Below are 24,692 nucleotides of genomic sequence, written 5' to 3'. Positions count from 1 at the left end.
TCGCCGGCAAGGCCCGGCCAGATGAGGATGAAATGACCAAGACGATCAAGTTGATTTCCCCGGTCGATGGCTCGGTTTACGCCGAGCGCACCCCCCTGACCGGCACCGAGGCGCGCGCCGCCGTTGCTCGCGCCCGCGCCGCGCAAGGTGCATGGGCCGCGCTGCCGCTTGCGGAACGCATCGCCCGGGTTCGGGCCGGCATCGCCGCGCTGAACGCGATGAAGGACGAGGTGGTGCAGGAACTTGCCGGCCAGATGGGCCGCCCGACCCGCTATGGCGGCGAATTCGGCGGCGTGAACGAGCGCACGGCCTATATGTCCGACATCGCCGCCGAGGCACTGGCCCCCATGGTGGCCGAGGACAGCGACCGTTTCCGCCGCGAGATCCGGCGCGAGCCGGTCGGCGTGGTCTTTGTCATCGCGCCCTGGAACTATCCGTTCCTGACCGCCGTCAACACCATCGTGCCGGCGCTGATCGCCGGGAATGCCGTGGTGTTGAAACATGCAAGCCAGACGCTTGTGGCCGGCGAGCGCCTGGCCCAGGCCATGGCGCAGGGTGGCGTGCCGGCGGATGTGTTCCAGAACGTCGTTCTTGACCACCAGACCACCGAGGACCTGATCGCCGAGCGTAGTTTCGGCTTCGTGAACTTCACCGGCTCGGTCCGGGGCGGACAGGCGATCGAGCGCGCGGCGGCGGGCACATTCACCGCAACCGGGCTGGAACTGGGCGGCAAGGACCCAGGCTATGTGCGCGCCGATGCCGATCTGGATGCCGCCGTCGACGGGCTGATGGATGGGGCGATGTTCAATTCCGGCCAGTGCTGCTGTGGGATCGAACGGATCTATGTCCATGAAAGCCTGTATGACGCATTCGTCGAAAAGGCGGTGGCATGGGTGATGGGCCAGCGTCTGGGCAATCCCTATGACCCCGAGACCACCATGGGGCCGATGGCCAATACCCGCTTTGCCGAGGTGGTGCGCGGCCAGATCGCGGATGCGGTGGCCCAGGGCGCGCGCGCGCTGATCGACCCGGCCGCGTTCCCGGCCGATGATGGCGGTGCCTATCTGGCGCCTCAAGTCCTTGTCGATGTCAATCACGACATGCGGGTGATGCGCGAGGAAAGCTTTGGCCCGGTCGTCGGCATCATGCCGGTCAAGGATGACGACGAGGCCGTCGCGCTGATGAATGATTGCGATTACGGGCTGACGGTTTCGGTCTGGACGGCGGATGCGGATGCGGCGGCGGAACTGGGTGCGCGGCTGGAAACCGGCACGGTGTTTCTGAACCGCTGCGACTATCTGGACCCGGCTTTGTGCTGGACCGGCTGCAAGGATACCGGGCGGGGGGCGGCGCTTTCCAGCCTTGGCTATATGGCCGTGACCCGGCCCAAATCCTACCATCTCAAGAAGGTGACAAAATGAACCTGCGCGCAAACTGGTCCTATCCGACCGCGATCAAGTTCGGGGCCGGCCGCATCGCCGAACTGGCCGAACAGTGCCGCGCCGTGGGCATCGACCGCCCGCTTCTGGTGACCGACAAGGCGCTTGCCGCCCTGCCGATCACCGCGCAGGCGCTGGATATACTGGAGGCCGCGGGCCTTGGTCGCGCGGTGTTTTCCGATGTCGATCCAAACCCGAACGAGCACAATATGGCGGCCGGCATCGCCGTCTATAAGGCCGGCGGCCATGACGGGGTGGTGTGTTTCGGCGGCGGCTCGGCGCTGGATCTGGGCAAGATGATCGCGCTGATGGCGGATCAGAGCGTTTCGGTCTGGGATCTTGAGGATATCGGCGACTGGTGGACCCGCGCCGATGCAAGCCGGATCGCCCCGATCATCGCCGTGCCCACCACCGCCGGCACCGGATCCGAGGTCGGGCGCGCGGGCGTTCTGACCAATTCCGCGACGCATAAGAAAAAGATCATTTTTCACCCCAAACTGATGCCCTCGGTCACGATCTGCGACCCAGAGCTGACGGTGGGGATGCCGAGGTTCATCACCGCCGGCACCGGCATGGATGCGTTCGCCCATTGCCTTGAGGCCTATTGCAGCCCGTTCTTTCACCCGATGAGCCAGGGCATCGCGCTTGAGGGGCTGCGGCTGGTCAACGAATACCTGCCCCGCGCCTATGCCGTGCCCACCGATATCGAGGCGCGGGCGCAGATGATGGCCGCCGCCGCCATGGGCGCGGTGGCGTTTCAGAAAGGCTTGGGCGCGATCCACAGCCTCAGCCACCCGGTCGGCGCGGTCTACGGTACCCATCACGGCACCACCAATGCGGTGGTGATGCCGATGGTCCTGGACTTCAACCGCCCCGCGATCGAGGACCGTTTGGGCCGCGCCGCCGATTATCTGGGCATCAAGGGCGGTTTCGACGGCTTCCGCGCCCGTGTGATGGAGCTGCGGGCCGAATTGGGCATTCCCGCGAACCTGTCGGCCATGGGCGTCGAGGCCGCGCGTCTGGACGAGCTGACCGAGATGGCGCTGGAGGATCCGTCCTGCGGCGGCAACCCCATCGAGATGACGCGCGAGAATACCCGCGCGCTGTTTCAGGCCGCGATGTAAGGCGCGATGTAAGGCACGATGCAAGGCCGGGGGGCGCTGCCCCCCACGCCCTGCGCGTCCCTTGATGGGACACGCAGGGCGTTCCCCCCGGGATATTTGGGCATGAAAGAGGGGATCAGCCGGCCGGTTTTCGGGGCGCGGCCTGATCCATCAGGCTGCGGATCCAGCGGCCCGCCGCCCATGTCGCGGGCAGGCCCAGCGGCAACGCCAGCAGGGCGGCCATCTGGGGCGAGAGCACCGAAAGACCCAGCCAGCTTGTCAGCAGCGACAGCATGAAGAGGTTGATCCAGACCGCCGTCGCCGCAAAGGGGTAAAGCAGGATCGCCAGTTTCCAGACCGGCCAGCGGCCCTCGTCACCGGCTGCGGTCGGGTCAGTGGCTGGTTCCGTCTTCGAAGGTGATCTTGTTCCAGACATTGTATTTCCCCGAAGGCTTGCGCATCGGCAGGCGCTTTACCTCTTCCAGCGTTTTCGCATCATAGACCACCACGGCGCCGTCGTCTTCCCAGAGCGAGACAAGGACATGGCTGCCGTCGCGGGTGAATTCGGCATGCGCAAAAGTCTTGCCGGGGAAGGGTTTCAGCGTCTTGACGATTTCCAGCCTTTCCTTGTCGATGACGTGCATTTCGTCCTTGTTCGGGCCAAAGAACACATCCGCCCAGAGATAGGGGCTGGTGTGGTGGCTGCGCAGGAAAAAGCCGGGGCCGTCGGTCTTGATCTGCTTGACCAGCGTCCAGTCCTGCATGTCGATGACGGAAAGCAACCCTTCGTTCAGATGCGGGGTCGCCATGACCCGGCGGCCGTTTCGTTCCCAGGTGATGCCCGAGCCCAGATGCGGCATGCCGGGCAAGGGCAGTTCGGCGATTTCGCGACCCACGTCCAGATTGACGACGACGCCCTTGTCGCCGTCGCGGTTGGTGCCGATCAGATTGCGGTAATCGGGCGAGAAGAAGAAATCGTCCAGCGGTTCCTTGGTCAGGATGCGGCGGCGGGCAAAGAGACCTTTTTCCGCGGCCAGCGCTTCGTTCATGTTCTTTTCATGGCTGTGGACGAAGCCGTCATGAAAGGGGCCGGCCTCGGGGTCGGTGGCGATTTCCCAGATTTCGGGCGCGTCCTTCAGTGCCAGCACAAAGGATTTGCGATCCGGCGCCTGATAGACCGCCGAGACCCGGCTTTCGCCGCCATCCCGCGCCACGACCGGGATGGTTTTCGCAAGGCCAAGGCTGTCGGTCGACAGGATGGTCAGGCTGTGGGGCAGGTAATTCGCCACCGCCAGCCATTTTCCGTCATGGCTCATGGCGATATTGCGGCTGTTGAGGCCGGCGCGGATGCGGCCCACCTCGGAGAGCGACCAGATGTCGTATTTCTGGACCCAGCCATCGCGGGACATGATGAAGACATAGCGCCCGTCCGGGCTGAATTTCGGGCCGCCATGGACGGCGAAGGGGGTGGCGAAACGGTCCAGAACCTCGAACGTGTCGCCGTCCAGCACGCTGACATGGTGATCGCCCGTTTCGACGACCAGCGTGATGTTCATCGGATCGGCGGTGAAAACCGGCGCCGGGGCGGGCTTGTAATCCGGGTTCATCTGCCGGCTTTCGGCCATCTGCGCCGGCGTCCAGTCCGGTACATGATCGAGCGGCGTTTTCAGGTAATCGACCATGGCGGCGATCTGATCGGGCGAAAGCTCGGCCTCGAACCCCGCCATCTGGGTCGCGGGGCGGCCCTTGGCGATCACCTCGTCGATGCCTTTCAGCCGGCCCAGCGTTTCGGGGATCAATGCCGGGCCGGTGCCGCCAAGGCGGTCGGCGCCATGGCAGGCGGCACAGTTCTGGGCGTAATCGCCCGCCGGATCGGCCAGCGCGGAAAGCGGCAGAACCGCCAGAAGACTAAAGGAAACGATGCGCCGGATCATGGCTTTTTCCCCGGAAAGGCGTGACGGAAAGGCGGTCCAGATCGGCGTCGGCCACACCGATTTCCCGCGCGGTGAGATAGCAGGCCGGGTCCTCGGCCCATGGATCCCCGGTCAGTTGCAGGGCGCGGATGCGGGTATTGCCGCCGCAGACCGCCTGATAGGCGCAGGCGCCGCAGCGGCCCTTGAGCGGGCGCGGACGGGTGCGCAGCGTGGCAAGGATCGGGTCGTCCCCGGTCCAGATTTCGGAAAACGCACGGTCCTTGACCGAACCCAGGGTGTAATCCGACCAGTAGGTATCGGGATGGACGCGGCCCTGGGGGTCGATATTGCCGACGCCAAGGCCCGATGAATTGCCGCCCCATGCCTCAAGGTGATCGCGCAGATGGGCGACGATATTGGCGGGAAAGCGCGCCTCGGCCCAGCGCAGGAAATAGACCGCGTCGGCGTCATTATTGCCGGTGACGACCTCGAAGGCCTCGCCCGAGGTGACCGCCCTCCAGGCCCGATCGATCAACAGATCCATGGCGCGGCGGGTGTGATCATGGGCCGTATCCTCGCCCCGGTGCTTGTCGCCCCGGCCCGCATAGACCAGATGCGAGAGATAGAACTTGTCCACCCCCTCGGCCCGGCACAGGTCCAGCATCGCGGGCAGGTGATGGGCATTGCCATCGGTGATGGTAAAGCGCAGCCCCACCTTGACGCCCCGCGCCTTGCAGGCGCGCACGCCGGCCAGCGCCTGATCGAAGGCGCCGTCGACGCCCCGGAACCAGTCATTGACCGCGCCGATCCCGTCGAGCGAGATCCCGACATAGTCAAAGCCCAGATCGGCCAGCCGGTCGATGTTTTCGGCGTTGATTTTCGTGCCATTGGTCGACAGCGACAGGTGGCGGAAATTCAGACGCCGCGCCTCGGCGGCAAGATCCCAGAAATCGAAACGCGACATCGGCTCGCCCCCCGACAGGATCAGGGCGGGGATGCGGAAATCCGACAGATCGCGCAGGACCGACATCGCCTGATCATGGCTCAGCTCACCGGGAAACGGCCGGTCGGCCGAGACGGTATAGCAATGGCGGCATTTCAGGTTGCAGCTGCGCGTCAGGTTCCAGATCACCACCGGCTTGACCGGTCCCGACCGCCCGCGCGGCGGCGTCGGGGCAAGGATCTGGTGCATGTATTGGGTCAGGCGAAACATGGTGTCCCCTTTCAGCCGTCGCGCAGGCGCAGGCCGGTCTTTTTCAGGATCCGGGTGGAATACAGGATGTCGTCGCTGCGGCAGGCCGGTCCCAGCAGGTCGCGGATGACGCGGCGCTTTTGTTCGACCTCGGCGCGCGAGGTGCCGTGCAGCATCGCAAAAAGGTTATAGGGCCAGACCGGGCGCGCGCGCGGACGCAGGTAGCAATGGCTGACGAAATCCAGCGCGCCGACCTCGGGGCCAAGAATTTCGGCCTGCGCGTCCTCGACGTCCCAGACGCTCATGCCATTGGCGGTCATGCCCAGCGCGTAATGGTTCGGGGCGACGGCGATGCGGCGGATGATGCCCAGATCCTGCAAGGCGGAAAGGCGATAGATCACCTGTGCCTCGGTCAGGTTCAGGTCCCTGGCGATCTGCGCATAGGGGCGCGCGGTCAGGGGCAGGCCGGCCTGGGTCGCGGCGATCAGCCGGCGGTCGGTTTGGTCCAGATCGCTCATGCCTGCACCCGAAAGCCGATGAAAAATTCCTGAAGTTTCGGGAATCGCCAGACGGTCAGCCCGGTCTCGGCCTCGATCCGGGCGGCGGTTTCGGCGATGCCTTCGGGCGTGGGGGTGGCCAGCACGAACCACATGTTCAGTTCGTGATCGCGGGCATAGTTATGGGCAACCTCGGGATGGGCGTTGACCAGATCGGCGATGCGGTCGAAATCACCCTGCGGCGCGGTCAGCGCGCAGAGACAGAAATCGCCACCCATCGCGGCCGCGTCGAAAAACGGGCCGAAACGGGTAATCGCGCCGATCTCGCGCAGGCGGGACAGACGTTCGATCAGCTGATCCCCGGTCAGGCCAAGCGGCGCGGCCGCGTCATCAAAGGGATGCGGCGTCAGCGGAAAGCCGTCCTGCAAGCGGTTCAGGATCTGGCGATCCATGGCGTCCAGCGCATCGGGGGCAAGGGTCTGGCGGCTCATGCGGCGGCCTCGGCGATCAGGGCGCCGCGCTGGCGGAAACAGCGGGTCGAGAAAAGGACGCGGTGATCGGCGCCCGCCAGTTCCGGCAGGGCGCGGGCCTGATCCAGCACCGCCATCGCCTCGGGGCGGGTGCGGGCATGGATCATGCAAAAAAGCGGCCAATCCCAGACGCCCGGCACCGTGCGGCGCTGATAGCAGAGCGTCACCCCGGGAATGGCGGCGAGCGCCGCGCCGGCCCCGGCGATGGCATCCGTCGGCAGGCGCCAGACGACCATGGCGTTTTCGCGCCAGCCAAGGGCGCGGTGCTTCACGATGACACCGACACGGGTCAGGATGCGGGCATCGGCCAAGGCCGCGATGCGGGCGATCACCCCCGCCTCGGGCAGGTTCAGATCGCGGGCCAGCGTGGCAAAGGGGCGCGGCTCAAGCCGCAGCCCCGAGGACAGCGCCTGCATCAAGGCCGCATCCCCCGGCACCATCACCGACAGATCCGCCGGCCGGTCCAGCGCCATGCTGCGGCGGGGGCCGTCCAGCGGAAAGCCCAGATCGATATTGAAGGCGCGGATCAGCGGCAGCGACAGCACCGAAAGCCCGGTCGCGCCCTCGATCCGCGCCAGACTGTCCGCCAGCTGCGCCGCATCCGGGGCGGTGGCCACGAACCACAGGTTCCAGTCGCCCTCGCGCAGATAGGAATGATTGACGCCCGGCTCGTCCCCGACCAGCGCCGCCACCTCGTCGATACGCGGCGCGGGCACCCGCAGCGCCGCCAGCGTCGAGGCCCCGGCGGTATTCGGCCGGCAGGTCGCGCCGACGCGCGCGATGCGGCCCGCATCCCTCAGGCGGCGCAGGCGGGCGATCACCTCGGCCTCGGGCGCGCCAAGGCGGGCCCCCATGGCGGCAAAGGGCCGCGAGACCAGCGGCAGATCGCGCTGAAAGTCGTTGAGCAGGCGCAGGTCCAGATCATCCATCATCACAACCCCGTCCGATGCGCGCGGTCGGTGAAAAAGATGCCCGAGGGCGCCTTGGCCGGGATTTCGGCCAGCACTTCGCGGGTGCGGGCATCGCGGATCTCGACACGGTTTTCGTCGCGCACCGACAGCCAGACCTCGCGCCCGCGCGGGGTGAATTCCATATGCAGCACGCCCTTGCCGGGGGTCAGCGTATCGGTGACCTTATGGGTCAGGGCGTCGACGATCTGCACCTTGTTGTTGTCGGGGGGCGCGAAATTCACCCAGATTTCGCGCTTGTCGGGGCGGGCCGTGGCAAAAACCGGCTGCCCGGCCAGATCGGTGCGGGCGATTTCCGTCAGGCTGCCGGCATCGACCCACAGCAATTGATGCAAGCCCACGGCGGGCAGCGCGAAAACCCCGTCCGCCAGGGTCCAGCCCTGCAGATGCGGCATCTTGTAGACCGGCAGATCGGGCTGATCCTTGCCGTAATCGGGCAGGAACCGCGTGACCTTGGGCGGATCCTGCCACAGATCGACCGCCGTCAGCCCCTTTTCGCCGAAAAGCCCGACGATATAGGTGCGCCCGTCCCCGGTCAGCAGCGCGTCATAGGGATTGGCGCCGATCCCGCTCAGTTTTGTGATCACGGGCTTGGCCGGGTCGGCGGAATGATCCAAAAGCCAGACCTCGCCCGTGTCCCAGGTCGCGACGGCAAAGCGGCCGCCGGGCACATCGGCGATGCCCACGGTTTTCGATCCCATGGGCACATCGGCGACCAGATCCAGCGTTTCGGCGTCAAAGACCTTGACCCCGCCGGGTTCGTAATTCGACACCGCGACCAGCTTGCCATCGTCGGAAATCGCGCCGCCGATGGAATTGCCGCCCTGAACCACGCGCTTGACGATCTTTTGCGTCAGGATGTCGACCTTGGTCAGGCCGCCGTCGCGGCCAAAGACATAGGCGAAACGTTCGTCCGGCGAATAGACAAGGCTGGCATGCGACAGATCGCCCAGACCCTCGATCCGGCCGATGGCGGCCCGTTCGCCGCGATCGACGACCAGCAGCGATCCCGCCTCGCGTTCCACGATCAGCCCCAGATCGCCGGTGCCGCGCAGATCGTCCGCCCACGCGGCCGGCGCGGTCAGGGCAAACAGGGCGAGGGCAAGAGCCTTGAAGATCACGGTTCATTCTCCAGCAGATAATCGGCGATCCAGCGGGCCTCGTCCTCGGTCAGCAACGGACGCCAGCCGGGCATGGCGGTGCCGGGCATGCCGTCCAGGATGACGGCGGTCAGATCGGCCGGATCGCGCCCGGCCAGCGCGGCGGGGGTGATGTCGCGGCCCAGCCCGCCGGTCATCCGCAGCCCGTGGCAGGATCCGCAATCCTGCCGGACCATATGGCGCAATTCCTGTGCGCGGCCGGGCGTGACCGTGCCACCCGCCCCCGTATCCGCCCCCGCGCCGGTGGTCGCCGCTGTCGCCGCGCCACCGCCGCCGGGCAATACCACGGCCAGGGCAAGCAAAAGGGCCAGCAGCCTAGCCATGCGAAACCAACTTGCAGCGCGCGCGCAAAGCCGCGCGTGCGATCATCGCCGAGGCATCGTCACGCGCCAGCGCGGCGACATGGCCGATGATAAAGAGCACCGGCGCCGGCATCGGATTGTCCTGCAAGGCCTCGGCAATGCCGGAAAGATCGGCCCGCAACCGCCGCTCGCGCGGGGTCGTTGCCTGCGACACGGCCAGCACCGGCAGATCGGCGGGCATGCCATGGCCGATCAGCTCGGTCGCGATCCGCGCCATGTTGGCGGCCCCCATGTAAACGGCCAGCGTCGTGTCGGGATCGGCCAGCGAGGCCCAGTCCAGATCGAGTTCGGCGTCCCGCGCCCGGTGGCCGGTGACATAGCGCAGCCCCGTGGCCAGCCCGCGATGGGTCAGCGGCAATCGCAGCGATGCGGCCGCCCCCTGCGCGGCGGTGATGCCGGGCACATATTCGGATGGAATGCCGGCCGCGCTCAGGGCGTCATATTCTTCGCCGCCGCGGCCAAAGATGGTCGGATCGCCGCCCTTGAGACGGGCGACCATCAGGCCGGCGCGGCCCAGATCGACCAGAATATCGTTGATGCGGTCCTGGGGGACCGGGTGAAAGCCCGCCGCCTTGCCCACGGCGACACGCCGGACATGGGCGGGAACAAGCGCCATGATCTCGTCCGAGACCAGCCGGTCATGGACCACGACATCGGCCGATTGCATCAGCCGCAGCGCCCGCAGGGTCAGCAATTCGGGATCGCCCGGCCCGGCGCCGATCAGATACACATGACCCGTCATCTTTACCCCGCTGATTGTCTTTTGCCTGGACAGGGGCGCGAACGCCCCTGCCTTGGTCGTTCCAGTCGCGATCAGTAGGTGTCGGTCTTGGTGTTGTAGACGTTGAACTTGCCGGTCGGGGTGACCAGCCGCTTGTCCTTGATGACGTGCTTCATCTCCAGCGTCTTGTCGTCGATGACGACGATGGCCGATTCCTGATCCTTGCCGTTCCAGACGCTGAACCAGACCTCGGTCCCGTCTTTGTTGAACTCGGCCTGCACGACGCGGGGCTGGCCTTCGGTGATGCCGGCCCATTCGGCCAGCGGCAGGGTCTTGAATTCGGGATCCGAGCCGTCGCCTTTCATGGCGCTGGTGTCAAAGACCGCGACCGAGCCGGAAATCTCGGCTTCGGGGTTCAGCGTCGCATCCACATAGAGATATTTCGACTTGGGATGCGTCTTGACGAACAGCGAGCCGCCGCCAAGCGCCGGGAAGCTGTCGACGATCTTCCAGGCCTGATCGGGATGGCCTTCGGGATCGGTGCCGATCAGCGCGACCGAGTCGTCGCCAAGGTGCGACGTCGCCCAGACCGGCCCAAGGGTCGGGTGGATGAAGTTCGCGCCGCGACCCGGATGCGGGGTCTGACCGCCGGTATCCTCGATCTTGACCAGCTTGCCTTCCTTGGTGTCGATCACGACCAGCTTGTTGCGGGCGTTGGCGGCGGTGATGAAGTACCGCTTGGTGCCGTCCAGACCGCCGTCATGCAGGAAGCGCTCGGCCTCGATCTCGGTGGTTTTCAGGTTCTGAAGATCGGTATAGTCGACCAGAAGGATCTTGCCGGTTTCCTTGACGTTGACGATGAATTCCGGCCGGTAATGGCTGGCCAGGATCGCCGCGACGCGGGGCTCGGGGTGATATTCCTGTTCGTCATAGATCATGCCGCGCGTCGACTGAATCTTCAGCGGCTCCAGCGTTTCACCGTCCATGATGACATATTGGGGCGGCCAATAGGCGCCGGCGATGGCGTATTTGTCCTCCCAGCCCTCCATCTTCGAGGTCTCGATCGAACGCGCCTCGGCACCGATCTTGATCTCGGCGACGGTGGCCGGTTCCTTCATCCACAGGTCGATCATGTTGACCTTGGCGTCGCGGCCAATGACGAACAGATAGCGCCCCGAGGCCGAAAGCCGGCTGATATGGACCGCATAGCCGGTGTCGATGACCGACTTGATCTCATAGCTTGCGCCATCGATCAGGGCGATCTGGCCCGCGTCGCGCAAAGTCACGCTGAACAGGTTTTCCAGATCCCAGTCGTTTTCCTGTTTGGTCGGGCGCTGATCCGGCGGCACCAGCACTTTCCAGCTTTCGCGCATTTCCTTCATGCCGAATTCCGGCGGCGCGGCCGGATCCAGCAACAGGTATTTCGCCATCAGATCGACCTGGGCTTCGGACAGATCGCCCGAGGTGCCCCAGTTCGGCATCCCGGCCGGCGAACCATAGGTGATGAAGCTTTGCAGATATTCAAAGCCCAGCTCGCGGGTCAGGTCGGGCGTCAGCGGCTTTCCGGTCGCACCCTTGCGCAGAACGCCGTGGCAGCCGGCGCAGCGTTCGAAATAGATCTTGTTGGCCTCGTTGAACTCGGCCTCGGTCAGGGCCTGCACACCCTCGGGGGCGCCGGGCGCCGCCACTTCTGCCTGCGCCAGATTGTCAAGCGAGGGCTCGTATTTATTGCCGGTCTTGGACTGGTGATCCTCAAGTGCGGCCTTGGGGACGGCGGGATCGGCGGGCGCCTGGTCCTGCGCCATTGCCGCAAGCGGCCCAAGGGCAAGCGCCAGCGCCGCAGTCGTCAGCAAGCCTCGCCGTACGAATGGGGTCGTCTGTTTCATCTGGCTTTCCTAATCTGCTGGAGCGCGTTCGCGACCCTCCATGCGCAAGATTCGCCGCCGTAGCTTTGATGTTAATCAAGGCCCCCTGCGGGATTTCGCGCGATCAGCGTCCTGCAACCCTGAATGCGGATAGCGATGCGCGGCAATTCACGACCTGCAAGGCGACACCCGCTGCGGCTGGTTGCCGCAGCCGTTCTGGCGGCCCTGATGCTGGCCGGCGCGGGGCCTTTGGCGGCGCGCGCAGCGCCCCCCGCGCCTGCCGCCGCCCCCGATATCCCGACGGCGCAGGCCCTCTTTGCCGAGACCCGCCCGCTGGTGCTGGAACGGCGCGACGAGCCGGTGCCGGGCTGGCGCGTCACCGCCAGCGGCAAAAAGGATGCCGAGGTTCTGGGCATGATCGGATCCACCTGGGAGGTGGCGCGGACCACGGGCTATTCGGGCAAGCCGCTGGACACGCTGGTCGCGGTGACGCCCCAGGGGCGGATCGCCGGCGCCCTGTTGGTGCGCCAGACCGAGCCGGTGCTGAGCCTTGGCATTTCGGATGCCCGCATCGCCGCCTATGTCGACGGCTTTCGCGGCGTCGATCTGATGCGCGATCACGCGGCATTGGGGCCCGATCCGGCGCTGCCGGACGTGATTTCGCGGGCCACCGTCTCGACCGGGGTGATCCGCGACGGCATCCTGCGCACCGGCCGGGTGCTGGCGCAGGCACAGGGGCTGGGCGGGGGCGGCATCGACCGGGTCAGCTATCGGCCGGCGGGCTGGGCCGATCTTCTGGCCGAGCGGGCCTTTGGCCACAGCCTGACCTCGATGGCGGATGCCGCGCGCGCATTCGCCGGCGCCCGGGTTCCGGTCCAGCCCTCGGACGCGCCGTTTCTGGAAATCTATGCCGGGCTGATCGACACCCCGACCGTCGGGCGCAACCTTCTGGGCGATCTGGCATTCACCCAGGTCACCGGGGCCTTGCAGCCGGATCAGGCCCTGATCGCGGTGATGTCGCGCGGCCTTTACAGCCCCCGGGGCACGGAATGGCGCCGCTCGGGCCGGTTCGAGCGGATCGCGATCCAACAGGGCGAAACCCGCATCACGCCCCAGAGCGGCGACTTTACCCTTGTCGAGGAACTGGCCCTTTCGGACGCGCCCGCCTTCAAGGAAATCAGCCTGTTCCGGCTGAGCATCGACCCCGAGGCCGGCGGCATCGACCCCCGCAAGCCGTTCCAGATGATCGTCACCGCGACCCGCCCCATGGCCGATGGCGGTCAGGCGGCGCTGGAGATCCCCACCACCGTCACCCTGCCCGCCGCCTATGCAGTGGCCGATCCCGTGCCGGTGCCGCTGTGGCAGGAATTCTGGCTTGAGAAAAAGGCCGGCATCGCCGTGGTCGGCGCCATGCTCTTTGTGCTCGCGCTGATCCTTTTTGGACAAGAGGCGCTGGTGCGGCGCAAGGGGCTGTGGCTGCGGGTGCGGCTTGGCTTTCTGGCGGTCACGCTGGTGGTTCTGGGCTGGGGGCTGAACGGCCAGCTTTCGGTGGTGCAGGTGGTGGCGTTCCTGAATTCGCTCTTGTCGGGGTTCCGCTGGGAAACCTTTCTGATCGAGCCGATCATCTTTCTGATCTGGTCGACCGTGGCGCTGGGGCTTTTGTTCTGGGGCCGGGGGGTGTTCTGCGGCTGGCTGTGCCCGTTTGGCGCCTTGCAGGAACTGACCAACCTTGCCGCGCGGCGGCTGGGCGTGCGTCAGATCGAGGTGCCGCAGGCGCTGCATGAACGCTTGTGGGTGATCAAGTACACGCTGTTCGTGGCCATCGTCGCGCTAAGCTTTTACAGCATGGAACAGGCCCTGCTTCTGGCCGAGGCCGAGCCGTTCAAGACGGTGATTTCCATGCGCTTCCTGCGCGCATGGCCATTCGTTCTGTTCGCGCTGGCGGTGCTGGGGGCGGGGCTGTTCATTGAGCGGTTCTATTGTCGTTATCTGTGTCCGCTGGGCGCCGGGCTGGCGATTCCGGCCAAACTGAAAATCTTTGACTGGCTCAAGCGGCGCCCGCAATGCGGCCGCGAATGCCGGCTGTGCGAAACCAAATGCACCGTCGGCGCCATCGATCCGCTGGGCCGGATCAATCCCAATGAATGCGTGCTGTGCCTGCGCTGTCAGGTGGTGATGAACGATGCCGGGACCTGTCCGGTCCTCAAGCGCCGCGCCAGGGGTGCCGCCCCGACCGCGCCGGCATCCGAACCCGCAGCCGGCGCCGCGCCCAAGGAGATGACATGAAACCCGAATATCTGTTCAAGGCCGGCTGGCGCGTGTTCTTTCTGGCGGCGGGGGTCTGGGCCGTGATCTCGGTCGCGATCTGGACCGTCTGGCTGACCGGGCTGGCGCAGGGGGACAACATCACGGGCGTCGCGCCCCAGCTTTGGCACGCGCATGAGATGATCTTTGGCTATGCCGCCGCGACCCTTGGGGGGTTTTTCCTGACCGCCGTGCCCAACTGGACCGGCGCAAAGGCCGCACCCGAGCGGTTCGTCATGCTTGTCGCGGGGCTGTGGCTGGCGGGGCGGCTGGCGGTCTGTCTGGCGGGCATGCTGCCGGCGGCGGTGGTGGCGGCGGTCGATCTGGCCTTTCTGCCGGTGCTGGCGGCCAAGGTGCTGACCCAGCTGATGGCGCGGCCCAAGGCGCAGAACATGATGTTCCTGCTGCTGATCACCATGACCTGGATCGGCAATCTGCTGGTGCATCTGGAATGGATGGGGCTGGCGGACACCGAATGGCAGGGGTTGCGGGGCGGGCTTTTGGCCATCTGCGCGATGATCGCCGTGCTGGGCGGGCGCATCACCCCGGCCTTCACCCGCAACGCGATGCTGCGCGCGGGCATCGACGAAACACGGATGCCGGTCAGCCATCGCTGGCTGGATCTGCCCGGCTCGGTGCTGCCGGTCCTGTTGGCGCTGGCTGTTCTGGTCGGGGCGCCCGATGCGCTGTCGGGCACGCTTGCGGTGCTGGCGGGGCTTTTTGCGGCGGCGCGGCTGACGGGATGGCGGGCGCTGGCGCTGCCGGGCGAACCCATCGTCTGGGCGCTGCATCTGGGCTATGGCCTTCTGGCGCTGGGGCTGGCGGTCTGGGGGCTGGCGCTGCTGGGGCTGGGCAGCGAATTGGGGGCGCTGCATATCCTTGGCATCGGGGCCATTGGCGGCATGACCCTTGCGGTCATGAGCCGCGCCTCGCTGGGCCATAGCGGCCGGGCACTGATCGCGCCCCTGCCGGTCGCCATCGCCTATGGGCTGATCCCGGTGGCGGTGGCGCTGCGTTGGGCGGGTTCGGCCTTTCCGGCCAGCTTTTATTTGCCGGGGATGATTGGCGCGGGGCTGGTCTGGTGCCTGGCATTCGCGCTTTATCTGGGGGCGCTGGGGCCGATCTTTTTCGCCCCCCGCCCGGACGGAGGCGCCGCATGAAACGCCGCCGCTTCCTGTCGCTGAGCGCCTGCGCGATGTTGCCCGCGATCGGGCTGCGCGCCGCCCCGGCCCTGCCGCAGGAATGGCGCGGCGCGGCGATGGGCGCCGATGTCACCCTGCGCCTGCATGGCGCCGGCACCGCCCAGGCCAATGGCTTTTTCACCGAGGCCCGGCGGCTTCTGGCCCATGTCGAGAACCAGTTTTCGCTTTATCGCGAATCCGATCTGATGCGGTTGAACCGGTTGGGCCGGTTGCGGTTTCCGGGGGCCGACATGCTGGCGCTGATGGCGCTGTCGGCGCGGCTGCACCGCGTCACGGGCGGCGCCTTTGACCCCAGCGTGCAACCCCTGTGGCGCGCACACGCGGGCGGGGGCGATGAAACCGCCGCCCGCGCCCTGACCGGCTGGGCCGAGGTCGCATGGTCCGAGCACGAGATCCGCCTGCCCCGTCCGGGGATGGCGCTGACCTTCAACGGCATCGCACAGGGACTGGCCGCTGATCTTTTGGCCGATGCGGCGCGGCGCCACGATCTGAGCGACCTTCTCATCGACAGCGGCGAGATCCGCGCCCTTGGTCCCCGGGACTGGCAGGCGGGGCTGGCCGATGCCGGAAACCGGGTGCGGCGGCGGATCGCGCTGCGCGACCGGGCGCTTGCAACCTCATCGCCAAGGGGCACGCTGATCGGGCCCGCCGGCGCGCCGCATATCGTCGCAAGCGACGGCCGGCGCGCGGTCTGGGACACCGTTTCGGTAAGCGCGCCAAGCGCCGCGCTGGCCGATGGGCTGTCCACGGCGCTGTGTCTGATGTCGCCGGCCGAGACCGAAATCGCGCTGGCCGAGCTGCCGGATTGCCGCATCGAGATGGCAATTCCCGCATGAAGGGTGGCCGATCGCCCCTGTTTCCCGGCCCCCTTGACTTCCATCAATGACCGACTCGTGAGCTGCGACCAGTCAGGGGATACCCGCAATAACAGATAGGTAACCGCGTCATGAGCGACATCATGACCAAGAGCATGGCCCGGAACGTCTTTTACGGCGGATCGATCTTCTTCTTCGTGGTTTTCGGCCTGCTCACGATTCACAGCCATATCTACGCCCGCACCAAGGCCGTGGATGAAACGCAACTGACACCCTCGGTCGCCGAGGGCAAACACATCTGGGAACGCAACGCCTGCATCGATTGTCACACCATCCTGGGCGAGGGCGCGTATTTCGCCCCCGAACTGGGCAATGTGATGAAGCGGTGGGGCGTGCAGGAAGACCCCGAGGCCGCATTCGAGACGCTGAAGAACTGGATGCAATCCATGCCCACGGGCATCGAGGGCCGCCGGCAGATGCCCTTCTTCGACCTGACGGACGAGGAATACCGCGCATTGGCCGATTTCCTGTTGTTCACCGGCACGATCAATACCCAGAACTGGCCGCCAAACGATGCGGGCTGAGGGGGGAAACCGATGAAATATCAAACACAACGCATCGCCTATGCCTATTTCCTGGTGGCCATGGCGCTGTTTGCCGTGCAGGTGACGCTGGGGCTTGTGCTGGGCTGGATCTATGTCAGCCCGAACTTCCTGTCGGAACTGCTGCCCTTCAACATCGCGCGGATGCTGCACACCAACAGCCTTGTGGTCTGGCTGCTGCTGGGCTTTTTCGGCGCGACCTATTACATCCTGCCCGAGGAATCCGAACGCGAGATCCATTCCCCCCTGCTGGCCTATATCCAGCTGGGGATACTGGTCATCGGCACGGCTGGCGTCGTCGTCACCTACCTGTTCGACCTCTTTCACGGCAACTGGCTTCTGGGCAAAGAGGGGCGCGAGTTCCTTGAACAGCCCAAATGGGTCAAGATCGGCATCGCCGTCGCCGCCGTGATCTTTATGTACAATGTCAGCATGACCGTGCTGAAGGGTCGCAAGACCGCCGTGACCAACGTGCTCTTGATGGGGCTTTGGGGGCTGGTGCTTCTTTGGCTCTTTGCCTTCTACAACCCGGCGAACCTGGTTCTGGACAAGCAATACTGGTGGTGGGTGATCCATCTCTGGGTGGAGGGCGTCTGGGAACTGATCATGGCGTCGATCCTGGCGTTCCTGATGCTGAAACTGACCGGCGTGGACCGTGAAGTGGTCGAGAAATGGCTTTACGTCATCGTCGCCACGGCGCTGTTCTCGGGCATTCTGGGCACCGGGCACCATTACTATTGGATCGGGCTGCCGGGCTATTGGCAGTGGATCGGTTCGATCTTTTCAAGCTTCGAGATCGTGCCCTTCTTTGCGATGATGTCATTCGCCTTTGTCATGGTCTGGAAGGGCCGCCGCGACCACCCGAACAAGGCCGCGCTGGTCTGGTCCCTGGGTTGTACGGTTCTGGCCTTTTTCGGCGCCGGTGTCTGGGGCTTCCTGCACACGCTGCACGGGGTGAACTATTACACCCACGGCACCCAGATCACGGCGGCGCATGGGCATCTGTCCTTCTATGGGGCCTATGTCTGTCTGGTGCTGGCCATGGTCACCTTCGTGATGCCGATCATGAAGAACCGCGACCCCTATAACCAGGTCCTGAACATGGCCGCCTTCTGGCTCATGTCCTCGGGGATGGTGTTCATGACCGTCACGCTGACCTTTGCCGGCGCGATCCAGACCCAGATGCAGCGCGTCGTGGGCGACTATTTCATGGACGTTCAGGACGGTCTGGCGCTGTTCTTCTGGATGCGCTTCGGTTCGGGCGTGTTCGTGGTCGTGGGGGCCCTGCTCTTCATCTATTCGGTGCTGTTCCCGCGCCGCGAGGTGGTCGATGCAGGTCCCGTCCAGAGCCACAGGGACGGCCATCTTGAGGCTGCGGAGTAAGCCATGAACGCACATGCAAATCCGAAACAGAGGGGGGCGGCGGACGCCCCCTTCTACCTGCCCGGCGCCGATGAAATCGAGGTGTTTCAGGCCGCCGCCGCCAATGACCTGCCCGTTCTGCTGAAAGGCCCCACGGGCTGTGGCAAGACCCGCTTTGTCGCCCATATGGCGGCGCGGCTGGGCCGGCCGCTTTATACCGTCGCCTGCCATGACGACCTGTCGGCGGCCGATCTGATCGGGCGCTATCTGCTGAAAGGCGGCGAAACCGTCTGGACCGACGGTCCCCTGACCCGCGCCGTGCGCGAAGGCGCGATCTGCTATCTCGACGAGGTGGTCGAGGCGCGCAAGGACGTGACCGTGGTCCTGCATCCCTTGACCGACGATCGCCGCATCCTGCCCATCGACCGCACGGGCGAGGAACTTGAGGCCGCGCCCGGCTTCATGCTGGTGGCAAGCTATAACCCCGGCTATCAGAACATCCTGAAAACGCTGAAACCTTCGACCCGGCAGCGGTTCCTTGCGCTGGAATTCGATTTTCCCGAACCCGCCCGCGAGATCGAGATCGTGACCCGCGAAAGCGGCCTTGACCGTGACCGGGTGACCGCGCTGGTGCGGCTGGCGGGCAAGATCCGCGGCCTCAAGGGGCAGGATCTGGAAGAGGGCGTCTCGACCCGGCTCGTGGTCTATGCCGCCGCCCTGATCCAACAGGGCATGGGCGTCGACCGCGCCATCGAGGCGGCAATGATCGAACCGCTCAGCGATGATGCGGAAACCAAGCGCGGCCTGCGCGACCTCTCTGCCGCGATCTTTGGCTAGGAGGGGGGCGCGATGGGGCTTGATCTGGAACCATGGGAACCCGAGGAAACCGTTGGCAAGCTTTGGCATGTCTGGGCCAGCGGCTTTGACGCGCCCGAGGATTTCACCGATCAGGCGGTCGCCCTGACCGAGGTTGCGGGCCGCATCGCGGTGCTGTTTCGCGGCCTTGGCGGCGCGCCCACCATCGAGATCAGGCCCGCCGCCGTCCAGACATCGCATCATCGCATCAGCTGGCGGCGCAAGCTCGGCACCGCCGCCGAAACCGTGCCCTCGGCCAGTTTCGACGGCGAGGTGCTGCGCCTGCCCGAGCGGCTGTCGGTCCTGCCGACCCGACAGGCGAACGGGGCGCTTTATCTGTGGCTTGCGGCCTGCGCGGCCCATGAATACCGCCCCGCGCCCCATGACGACCCGCTGGCCCGCGATCTGGCCCGGATCGGCGCCGCGCGCCGCGCGGTTCAGGCCACGCTTGAGGATGCGCCAGGGCTTTCGGGGCTTTATCGCGGCCTTGCCGGGCTGATCCTGAACCTGCGCCCCACGACCGGCCTGCCCCCGGCCGAGGCCAATGTCGAGGCAGTGATCCGTCATATCCTTGGCGATCCCGCGCCGCTTTCGCCCCTGTCGCAGCAATGGCTGGCGATGCTGGACGCGCCCGATGATACGCTCGATGTCCGGGCGCCGCGCGGCTATCAGCCGATGCGGCCGGTCGCGCTTTGGCCCGATTTCGCCGCCGCCCGCACCACCGATGCCGAAAGCTCGGCCGAACAGGCCGACGGCATTGCCGCCGAATATGACAACCAGCGCATGTTCCGCGCCCAGCGGCGCAAATCGGATCAGCCCAACCGCCGCGACAGCCTGATCCTGCACAAATTCGAGGCCCTGCTCAGCTGGGCCAATCTCATGAACCTCAACCGGCATGTCGATGATGATGATCAGGACGACGCGAAGAAGGCGGCAGAGGATCAGGAAGAACTGGGCCTTGGCCAGATTTCAAAGGCGCCCGCAACGCGTCTGCGGCTGCATCTCGATCTTGCGCCCGAGGATGCGGATCTTGAGGCGGTCGCCGGCATCCATACCTATCCCGAATGGGATGCGCGGCGCGGTCGCTACCTGCCCGACCATGTGCGCGTGCTGGAAAACCGTGCCCCCGAGGATGCGGATGCCGAACTGATCCGCGACCCGACCGCACAGCGCCGCATCCGCGCCGTCCGCCGCCAGTTCGAGGCCCTGCGCCCCGGCCGCATCACCACCACCGGCCACCGCGACGGCGATGAGCTGGACAGCGATCTGACCGTGCGCGCCGCCGCCGACCTGATCGCCACCGGTCAGGGCAGCGACCGCATCTGGCGTCAGTCGCGGCCTCTGGCGCGCAATCTGGCGGTGTCGATCCTGCTGGATGTGTCGCGCTCGACGGAAAGCGCGGTGACGGGCCGCGCGGTGATCGACACCGAACGCGAGGCGTTGACCGCGCTGGCATGGGGGCTGGACGCCTGTGGCGACAGCTTTGCCATCAACACGTTTTCGTCGCTCAAACGCGACCGCGTGTTCATCAGCACCTGCAAAGGCTTTGACGAACCCATGAGCGGCGCGGTCGAATGCCGGATCGCCGCCCTGCGCCCGCGCTTCTATACCCGGCTGGGCGCGGGCATCCGCCATGCCTCGGCGGGGCTTGCCGCGCAGGCCAGCCACCGGCGGCTTTTGCTGGTCATCACCGATGGCAAGCCCAACGATCTGGACCATTACGAGGGCCGCCACGGCATCGAGGACAGCGCCCGCGCCGTGCGCGAGGCCCGCATGATGGGCCAGGCCGTGCATGGCATCACCGTGGACCGGGACGCGAAAAGCTGGTTTCCCCGGATTTTCGGACAGGGTGGGTTTTCCCTGATCCCGCAGCCGGACCACCTGTTGACGGCCCTGCCCGCGATCTATCGCCAGCTGGTCGGCGGTTAATCCTGTGCCAGCAGCCGCAGCTGGGCGATATCGTCGATCAGCGCCTTGCTGGAATCGACCTTGACGCCATGTTCGCGCAGCCGCGCAAAGGCCCGCGACAGGCTTTCGGGCTGCATGCCCAGATTGCCCGCGATCAGCCGCTTGTTATAGGGCAGGCGCACCTCGCAGGGGCCGGTTTCCTGCGCCGTCAGATCGGCCAGAAACTGTGCCACGCGCTGCACGCCGGTATGAGCCTTGAGCTTTTCGATCTGATCGACCAGCCCTTGCAGGTGAATAAAGGTCGACGCCAGCAGCCCGATGGCGAATTCCGGGTTTTCCAGCAAAAGCTGACGCAGCCGGGTGCCGTCGATCTGAAGGGTGGTGCAATCCGAAATCGCCTCGGCCGAAACCGGATAGGGCGTGCCGCGCAGCACCATCGCCTCGGCAAAGCTGCGGTTGCGGCCCATGATCGCGACCACGGCCTCGGTCCCGCTGGGCGTCATCCGCGACAGCTTGATGAACCCGCTCAGCACGATGAACACGGCCTTGGCGGGATCGCCCTGCAAAAAGATCGTCTCACCCTCGGCATAGCTGCGCCGGATGGCGTCCCTGAGCAGGCGGTCGCGCATGTCGTCGTTCAAGCTGTTGAGCAAGACGGATTTCTTGACCGCCTCTGGCAGGGACGACTTCATGGGATCCTCGGGCTCCGGGCTAAAGATATCCGATGGCCACTGTCGCACGACACGCGGCCAAGGGAAAGGGCGCTTCGCCCGCGCCAGTCGCGGCGCAGCGACGCGGACCGTCCGCACCGGACAGGGGCGCGGGATGCCGGCACGCGGGGCATGCGCGCGGCCTTGTTCAGACCTCGATCGGGACCACGGCCTCGGCGGTCTGCATCTGAAAGGTCAGCGTCTCTTGCAGGTAAAGCGTGACCGTCTGCGCATCATGGCCCAGATAGCCGATCGAGATATCCTGACCCAGCCACAGGTCGAAATCCCCGCCCCGGGTCGACACCACCGCGCCGCCGTCCAGCGCCTGGCTCCACACCACGCCGCCATCGGCCAGCCGCTCAAGATGCTTGAGCACCGGATAGCCGTCATCGGCGCCGCCGCTGGCCTTGGTAAAGGCCGCGGTGCCAAGGACCAGCGCATAGGGACCGTTGACGCCCGCCAGCCGCAATTCGCTGATGGCGCGGGCGACGGCCTGCGGGTAATCGGCCACCGCCGCCGGCAGCTTGACGGCCTGATTGCTGGATTCGGGCAGGATGCCCCGGATCCCGGCATCGCCATAACCCGTGAACACCAGCCGGTCCTCGGCCAGCGCGATCTTGCGCGCCGCATCCTTCAGCGGTTGCCAGTCGGAATCGTTCGAGCCGCGCGCCACGTCGTCGATGGCGCTGCGCGACAACTGAAAGGGCACGCGAAGCTCGACCAGCTGGCTGACCTCGCGCCGGGCGCATTCGACGCCCTCGGCCAGGGCCGGCGCGGATGTCACATGGCCGGTGCCCACGGCCGACAGCGCATAACCTTCGGGGCCGTGCAGGTCGACCACGCGGCGCGCGCCCAGATACCGCTTGAGCGTGCGGCGCGCCTCGTCCTCGATCTGGTCCCAGGCATCCGCGCTGATCGGGGCCAGGCTGCGGTAAAGATTGTCCATGTCAGTTCCCCTGTTTCAAGGTTCCAAGGCCAAGCGAGCCATCGGTGCGGCCCGCGGGGGCGCCGTCCGCCTCGCCCCCCGCATCCGTTTCGGCGTCAAGCGCGGGCTGACCGGCGCCGATCCGGTCCAGCATATCGGCGTCGGGGATAAAGAACAGGCAGCCCGTGACCGCGCGGCTGACATCCAGAAGCCGGTCGTAATTGCCCGGCGGATCGCCCAGAAACATGTTGTCCAGCATGGTTTCGATGCGGCCCGGTTCGCGAGCATAGCCGATGAAATAGGTGCCGAATTCCCCGCGCGCGGCGCTGCCGAAGGGCATGTTGTCGCGCAGGATTTCCAGCGCCTGCCCGCTGGCATCCTCGATATTGGTCAGCACGTTATGGGCATAGCTGGCCTTGTCCTTGTCGGGAAATTCGACATCCGACAGCTTGTGGCGGCCGATGATGCGTTCCTGTTGTTCGGTCGGGATCGCCTCCCATGCCGCGAGGTCGTGCAGGTATTTCTGGACGATCACATAGCTGCCGCCGGCAAAGCCCGGATCCTCGTCACCGATGAACACGGCCGCGTCCAGATCCAGCCCGACCGGATTTTCCGTGCCATCGACAAAGCCCAAGAGGTCGCGATTGTCAAAGAACTTGAAGCCGTGGGTTTCGTCCTGAACCGAGACCGCGCCGCCCAGCCGCTGCATCAGCCGCGTCGCCAGCTCAAAGCAGAAATCAAGGCTTGAGGCGCGGATATGGAAAAGCACGTCCCCCGGCGTCGAGGGCGCCGCATGCACGCCCTGAATGGCGCGGAACGGATGCAGCCCGGCGGGCGTGGCGCCCATGTCCAGCCGCTGCCACAGATCGGCGCCCAATCCCATGATGCAGGACAGGCCCGCCGGCGGGCTGCGGAACGAGACCGCCTTGACCAGCGACGGCAGGTCGGCGCAAAGCCCGCGCAGGGCGTCCAGCGCATCCCCCCCACAGTTCACCGTCAGGGTGATGAAAATCGCGCTGCGGCTGAGCGGGGCGTCGACGGGCTGGCTGGCATCCGGGGGCATGGCGAGCTTTCCTGGCTGGCGTTTTCCGGCTCAGGTAAACCGATTTTTTCCGGCACCGGAAGCCGCAACTTTGCCACGCCACGGTTTCGGCGGGATTCGTCCCGAGGAAGGGCGGGCACGGGCCGGTGCGCGGTCGCGGGCGCGCCTAATCCCCCAGCGGCTGCGGATCGGTATGGCCGTGATAGGCCGTCAACGAGGCGCGGATGCGGCGCAGGTTCTCGCGCGTCTGGTCCGGGCGTTCGCGCGCCACCGTCAGCGCCAGCGCATCCAGCGCCGCCAGATAGGCATAGCGCGAGGCGGTCGGTTTGAAGATGTCGGGATCTTCGGGAAGGATCACGCCAAAAGGCAGCGAACAGGCCCGCGCCAGCCGCGATCCCGCACGGGTGAAACAGATCGTTTCGGCGCCATATCCGCGCGCCACGCGGGCGGCGGCGACGGTGGCATCCGCCTCGCCGCTGGAGGAAAACAGCAACAGCACATCCTGCGGCCCCAGCGTGGCGGCGCGCATCTGCAACAGATAGCTGTCGCTGGCGCTGGCGGCAGCGATGCCCAGCCGAAAAAAGCGGTTCGCCGCCTCATCCGCCAGCATCGAGGCCCCGCCCCCGATCCCCGCCGCGACCAGCCGCTGACAGCCGGCGATCCGCTGTCCCGCCTGTATCAGCATCTGCGGATCCAGCTGTTGGCGCAGGGCGGCGGTGGTCGCGTACATGGCATCCAGCACCCGTTCCAGCGGCGCCTCGGCCGGGGTCGCGGCATCGGTGTGATCGGGATGCAGATATTGCCGGCTGACGGCCAGATTCTGCGCCAGCCGCAGCTTGAATTCGCGAAACCCCTCGCAGCCCAGCGTACGACAGAAACGGATCACCGTCGGCGTGCTGACATCCGCGCCTTGGGCCACGCGGGCGATGGTCATGGCGGGCACGGCCTCAAGGTTTTCCTTGACGAAATTCGCCACCTTCTGTTCGCGGGCGGCGAATTTGCCGTCGTGATCGCGCAGCACCGGAATCAGATCCGCCACCCCCGACCGCCCCCGGACCGGCAATGCGCCACGCGTCCCGGCCGTTTCGGCCTTTCTTGCCATGAGCCACCCCTTTTCCGCGCCGGACATGTACCAGAATTACATGAACCCGGATTTATGCATGAAATCCATGCCCGCAAACCCCGGTTTCGGGATATTTTTGTACCTTAGTAACAAA

General features: G+C 66.1%; 23 protein-coding genes. 9 read left to right on the top strand and 14 right to left on the bottom strand.

Translation table 11 applies throughout. The annotated features are described in order from the left end of the window. The first annotated feature begins 32 nt into the window (after positions 1–32). Together ACFOMH_RS03115 and ACFOMH_RS03110 are read left to right on the top strand one after the other, a co-directional pair. Entirely contained in the window at positions 33–1,421 is a 1,389-nt protein-coding gene (locus tag ACFOMH_RS03115) for an aldehyde dehydrogenase family protein (protein WP_377742565.1), read from the top strand. Continuing rightward, positions 1,418–2,563: an iron-containing alcohol dehydrogenase gene (locus ACFOMH_RS03110; protein ID WP_374422346.1), complete on the top strand. Its 1,146-nt coding sequence runs from the start codon at positions 1,418–1,420 to the stop codon at positions 2,561–2,563. Before ACFOMH_RS03115 ends, ACFOMH_RS03110 begins: the two co-directional genes overlap by 4 nt. A 115-nt stretch (positions 2,564–2,678) precedes the next feature. On the opposite strand, the gene ACFOMH_RS03105 is transcribed toward ACFOMH_RS03110, so the two are convergent. The 10 genes from ACFOMH_RS03105 to ACFOMH_RS03060 form a co-directional block, all read right to left on the bottom strand. Further along, the gene (locus ACFOMH_RS03105) at positions 2,679–2,978 is read right to left on the bottom strand and encodes a hypothetical protein (RefSeq protein WP_377742563.1); all 300 of its coding nucleotides are present in this window, start codon (positions 2,976–2,978) and stop codon (positions 2,679–2,681) included. After that, positions 2,935–4,476 carry a cytochrome D1 domain-containing protein gene (locus ACFOMH_RS03100; protein ID WP_377742561.1) on the bottom strand — a complete coding sequence of 514 codons (1,542 nt, stop codon included), beginning with the start codon at positions 4,474–4,476 and terminating at the stop codon, positions 2,935–2,937. The genes ACFOMH_RS03105 and ACFOMH_RS03100 overlap by 44 nt, the downstream gene beginning before the upstream one ends. Beyond that, the gene (nirJ, locus tag ACFOMH_RS03095) at positions 4,451–5,668 is read right to left on the bottom strand and encodes a heme d1 biosynthesis radical SAM protein NirJ (RefSeq protein WP_377742560.1); all 1,218 of its coding nucleotides are present in this window, start codon (positions 5,666–5,668) and stop codon (positions 4,451–4,453) included. The genes ACFOMH_RS03100 and nirJ overlap by 26 nt, the downstream gene beginning before the upstream one ends. Before the next feature lie 11 nt (positions 5,669–5,679). Beyond that, a complete protein-coding gene (gene ahbB / locus ACFOMH_RS03090) occupies positions 5,680–6,165 on the bottom strand; it encodes a siroheme decarboxylase subunit beta (RefSeq protein ID WP_377742559.1) in 486 nt (161 codons plus the stop codon). Continuing rightward, entirely contained in the window at positions 6,162–6,635 is a 474-nt protein-coding gene (locus tag ACFOMH_RS03085; protein ID WP_377742557.1) for an Lrp/AsnC family transcriptional regulator, read from the bottom strand. The genes ahbB (ACFOMH_RS03090) and ACFOMH_RS03085 overlap by 4 nt, the downstream gene beginning before the upstream one ends. Next, positions 6,632–7,603: a siroheme decarboxylase subunit beta gene (gene ahbB, locus ACFOMH_RS03080; RefSeq protein ID WP_377742914.1), complete on the bottom strand. Its 972-nt coding sequence runs from the start codon at positions 7,601–7,603 to the stop codon at positions 6,632–6,634. The genes ACFOMH_RS03085 and ahbB (ACFOMH_RS03080) overlap by 4 nt, the downstream gene beginning before the upstream one ends. Positions 7,604–7,605: 2 nt before the next feature. After that, positions 7,606–8,763 carry a cytochrome D1 domain-containing protein gene (locus ACFOMH_RS03075; RefSeq protein ID WP_374422331.1) on the bottom strand — a complete coding sequence of 386 codons (1,158 nt, stop codon included), beginning with the start codon at positions 8,761–8,763 and terminating at the stop codon, positions 7,606–7,608. After that, entirely contained in the window at positions 8,760–9,125 is a 366-nt protein-coding gene (locus tag ACFOMH_RS03070; RefSeq protein WP_377742554.1) for a c-type cytochrome, read from the bottom strand. The genes ACFOMH_RS03075 and ACFOMH_RS03070 overlap by 4 nt, the downstream gene beginning before the upstream one ends. Further along, a complete protein-coding gene (gene cobA, locus ACFOMH_RS03065) occupies positions 9,118–9,906 on the bottom strand; it encodes a uroporphyrinogen-III C-methyltransferase (protein WP_377742553.1) in 789 nt (262 codons plus the stop codon). The genes ACFOMH_RS03070 and cobA overlap by 8 nt, the downstream gene beginning before the upstream one ends. 71 nt (positions 9,907–9,977) lie before the next feature. Next, positions 9,978–11,771, bottom strand: coding sequence for a cytochrome D1 domain-containing protein (locus tag ACFOMH_RS03060; protein ID WP_374422323.1), 1,794 nt, complete (start codon positions 11,769–11,771; stop codon positions 9,978–9,980). A 123-nt stretch (positions 11,772–11,894) separates the two neighbouring features. On the opposite strand from ACFOMH_RS03060, the gene ACFOMH_RS03055 reads away from it, so the two are divergent. The 7 genes from ACFOMH_RS03055 to ACFOMH_RS03025 all read left to right on the top strand — a co-directional run bounded on the left by ACFOMH_RS03055 (position 11,895) and on the right by ACFOMH_RS03025 (position 20,819). Continuing rightward, a complete protein-coding gene (locus ACFOMH_RS03055; protein WP_377742551.1) occupies positions 11,895–14,036 on the top strand; it encodes a 4Fe-4S binding protein in 2,142 nt (713 codons plus the stop codon). Continuing rightward, entirely contained in the window at positions 14,033–15,214 is a 1,182-nt protein-coding gene (locus tag ACFOMH_RS03050) for an NnrS family protein (protein ID WP_377742549.1), read from the top strand. The genes ACFOMH_RS03055 and ACFOMH_RS03050 overlap by 4 nt, the downstream gene beginning before the upstream one ends. Next, positions 15,211–16,092, top strand: coding sequence for an FAD:protein FMN transferase (locus ACFOMH_RS03045; RefSeq protein WP_377742547.1), 882 nt, complete (start codon positions 15,211–15,213; stop codon positions 16,090–16,092). Before ACFOMH_RS03050 ends, ACFOMH_RS03045 begins: the two co-directional genes overlap by 4 nt. Positions 16,093–16,202: 110 nt before the next feature. Continuing rightward, positions 16,203–16,655 carry a c-type cytochrome gene (locus tag ACFOMH_RS03040; RefSeq protein ID WP_374422314.1) on the top strand — a complete coding sequence of 151 codons (453 nt, stop codon included), beginning with the start codon at positions 16,203–16,205 and terminating at the stop codon, positions 16,653–16,655. A 12-nt stretch (positions 16,656–16,667) separates the two neighbouring features. Beyond that, positions 16,668–18,056, top strand: coding sequence for a cbb3-type cytochrome c oxidase subunit I (locus ACFOMH_RS03035; RefSeq protein ID WP_374422312.1), 1,389 nt, complete (start codon positions 16,668–16,670; stop codon positions 18,054–18,056). 3 nt (positions 18,057–18,059) lie between these two features. Further along, positions 18,060–18,872, top strand: a complete 813-nt coding sequence (locus tag ACFOMH_RS03030; RefSeq protein ID WP_377742545.1) for a CbbQ/NirQ/NorQ/GpvN family protein — start codon at positions 18,060–18,062, stop codon at positions 18,870–18,872. Between the two features lie 12 nt (positions 18,873–18,884). After that, a complete protein-coding gene (locus tag ACFOMH_RS03025) occupies positions 18,885–20,819 on the top strand; it encodes a nitric oxide reductase activation protein NorD (protein WP_377742543.1) in 1,935 nt (644 codons plus the stop codon). Here ACFOMH_RS03025 and ACFOMH_RS03020 read toward each other — a convergent pair. The 4 genes from ACFOMH_RS03020 to ACFOMH_RS03005 all read right to left on the bottom strand — a co-directional run bounded on the left by ACFOMH_RS03020 (position 20,816) and on the right by ACFOMH_RS03005 (position 24,577). Further along, positions 20,816–21,490 (bottom strand): Crp/Fnr family transcriptional regulator, encoded by a 675-nt coding sequence (locus ACFOMH_RS03020; RefSeq protein ID WP_374422306.1) that lies wholly within the window; start codon positions 21,488–21,490, stop codon positions 20,816–20,818. The two genes, ACFOMH_RS03025 and ACFOMH_RS03020, sit on opposite strands and share 4 nt — an antisense overlap. 166 nt (positions 21,491–21,656) lie before the next feature. After that, positions 21,657–22,454, bottom strand: coding sequence for a family 1 encapsulin nanocompartment shell protein (locus ACFOMH_RS03015; RefSeq protein ID WP_374422303.1), 798 nt, complete (start codon positions 22,452–22,454; stop codon positions 21,657–21,659). A gap of 1 nt (position 22,455) precedes the next feature. Continuing rightward, entirely contained in the window at positions 22,456–23,496 is a 1,041-nt protein-coding gene (locus ACFOMH_RS03010) for a Dyp-type peroxidase (protein WP_377742541.1), read from the bottom strand. Positions 23,497–23,641: 145 nt separating this feature from the next. After that, positions 23,642–24,577, bottom strand: a complete 936-nt coding sequence (locus tag ACFOMH_RS03005) for a MurR/RpiR family transcriptional regulator (RefSeq protein ID WP_377742540.1) — start codon at positions 24,575–24,577, stop codon at positions 23,642–23,644. Positions 24,578–24,692 lie beyond the last annotated feature (115 nt).

Source organism: Paracoccus mangrovi, from assembly GCF_042648425.1.
In the GTDB taxonomy this organism is placed as follows: Bacteria; Pseudomonadota; Alphaproteobacteria; order Rhodobacterales; family Rhodobacteraceae; genus Paracoccus; species Paracoccus mangrovi.
Note: the sequence above shows the minus strand (reverse complement) of the source record. Positions and strands in the feature narration are given on the sequence as shown.

What these genes read in the sequence shown, in the direction of transcription:
- ACFOMH_RS03040 (WP_374422314.1), top strand. Translation starts at nt 16,203, where the DNA reads ATGAGCGACATCATGACCAAGAGCATGGCCCGGAACGTCTTTTACGGC.
- ahbB (WP_377742914.1), bottom strand. Translation starts at nt 7,603, where the DNA reads ATGGATGATCTGGACCTGCGCCTGCTCAACGACTTTCAGCGCGATCTG.
- ACFOMH_RS03005 (WP_377742540.1), bottom strand. Translation starts at nt 24,577, where the DNA reads ATGGCAAGAAAGGCCGAAACGGCCGGGACGCGTGGCGCATTGCCGGTC.
- ACFOMH_RS03060 (WP_374422323.1), bottom strand. Translation starts at nt 11,771, where the DNA reads ATGAAACAGACGACCCCATTCGTACGGCGAGGCTTGCTGACGACTGCG.
- ACFOMH_RS03030 (WP_377742545.1), top strand. Translation starts at nt 18,060, where the DNA reads ATGAACGCACATGCAAATCCGAAACAGAGGGGGGCGGCGGACGCCCCC.
- ACFOMH_RS03105 (WP_377742563.1), bottom strand. Translation starts at nt 2,978, where the DNA reads ATGTCTGGAACAAGATCACCTTCGAAGACGGAACCAGCCACTGACCCG.
- ACFOMH_RS03015 (WP_374422303.1), bottom strand. Translation starts at nt 22,454, where the DNA reads ATGGACAATCTTTACCGCAGCCTGGCCCCGATCAGCGCGGATGCCTGG.
- ACFOMH_RS03115 (WP_377742565.1), top strand. Translation starts at nt 33, where the DNA reads ATGACCAAGACGATCAAGTTGATTTCCCCGGTCGATGGCTCGGTTTAC.
- ACFOMH_RS03025 (WP_377742543.1), top strand. Translation starts at nt 18,885, where the DNA reads ATGGGGCTTGATCTGGAACCATGGGAACCCGAGGAAACCGTTGGCAAG.
- ACFOMH_RS03050 (WP_377742549.1), top strand. Translation starts at nt 14,033, where the DNA reads ATGAAACCCGAATATCTGTTCAAGGCCGGCTGGCGCGTGTTCTTTCTG.
- ACFOMH_RS03110 (WP_374422346.1), top strand. Translation starts at nt 1,418, where the DNA reads ATGAACCTGCGCGCAAACTGGTCCTATCCGACCGCGATCAAGTTCGGG.
- ACFOMH_RS03010 (WP_377742541.1), bottom strand. Translation starts at nt 23,496, where the DNA reads ATGCCCCCGGATGCCAGCCAGCCCGTCGACGCCCCGCTCAGCCGCAGC.
- ACFOMH_RS03055 (WP_377742551.1), top strand. Translation starts at nt 11,895, where the DNA reads ATGCGGATAGCGATGCGCGGCAATTCACGACCTGCAAGGCGACACCCG.
- ACFOMH_RS03020 (WP_374422306.1), bottom strand. Translation starts at nt 21,490, where the DNA reads ATGAAGTCGTCCCTGCCAGAGGCGGTCAAGAAATCCGTCTTGCTCAAC.
- ACFOMH_RS03100 (WP_377742561.1), bottom strand. Translation starts at nt 4,476, where the DNA reads ATGATCCGGCGCATCGTTTCCTTTAGTCTTCTGGCGGTTCTGCCGCTT.
- nirJ (WP_377742560.1), bottom strand. Translation starts at nt 5,668, where the DNA reads ATGTTTCGCCTGACCCAATACATGCACCAGATCCTTGCCCCGACGCCG.
- ACFOMH_RS03035 (WP_374422312.1), top strand. Translation starts at nt 16,668, where the DNA reads ATGAAATATCAAACACAACGCATCGCCTATGCCTATTTCCTGGTGGCC.
- ahbB (WP_377742559.1), bottom strand. Translation starts at nt 6,165, where the DNA reads ATGAGCGATCTGGACCAAACCGACCGCCGGCTGATCGCCGCGACCCAG.
- cobA (WP_377742553.1), bottom strand. Translation starts at nt 9,906, where the DNA reads ATGACGGGTCATGTGTATCTGATCGGCGCCGGGCCGGGCGATCCCGAA.
- ACFOMH_RS03085 (WP_377742557.1), bottom strand. Translation starts at nt 6,635, where the DNA reads ATGAGCCGCCAGACCCTTGCCCCCGATGCGCTGGACGCCATGGATCGC.
- ACFOMH_RS03070 (WP_377742554.1), bottom strand. Translation starts at nt 9,125, where the DNA reads ATGGCTAGGCTGCTGGCCCTTTTGCTTGCCCTGGCCGTGGTATTGCCC.
- ACFOMH_RS03045 (WP_377742547.1), top strand. Translation starts at nt 15,211, where the DNA reads ATGAAACGCCGCCGCTTCCTGTCGCTGAGCGCCTGCGCGATGTTGCCC.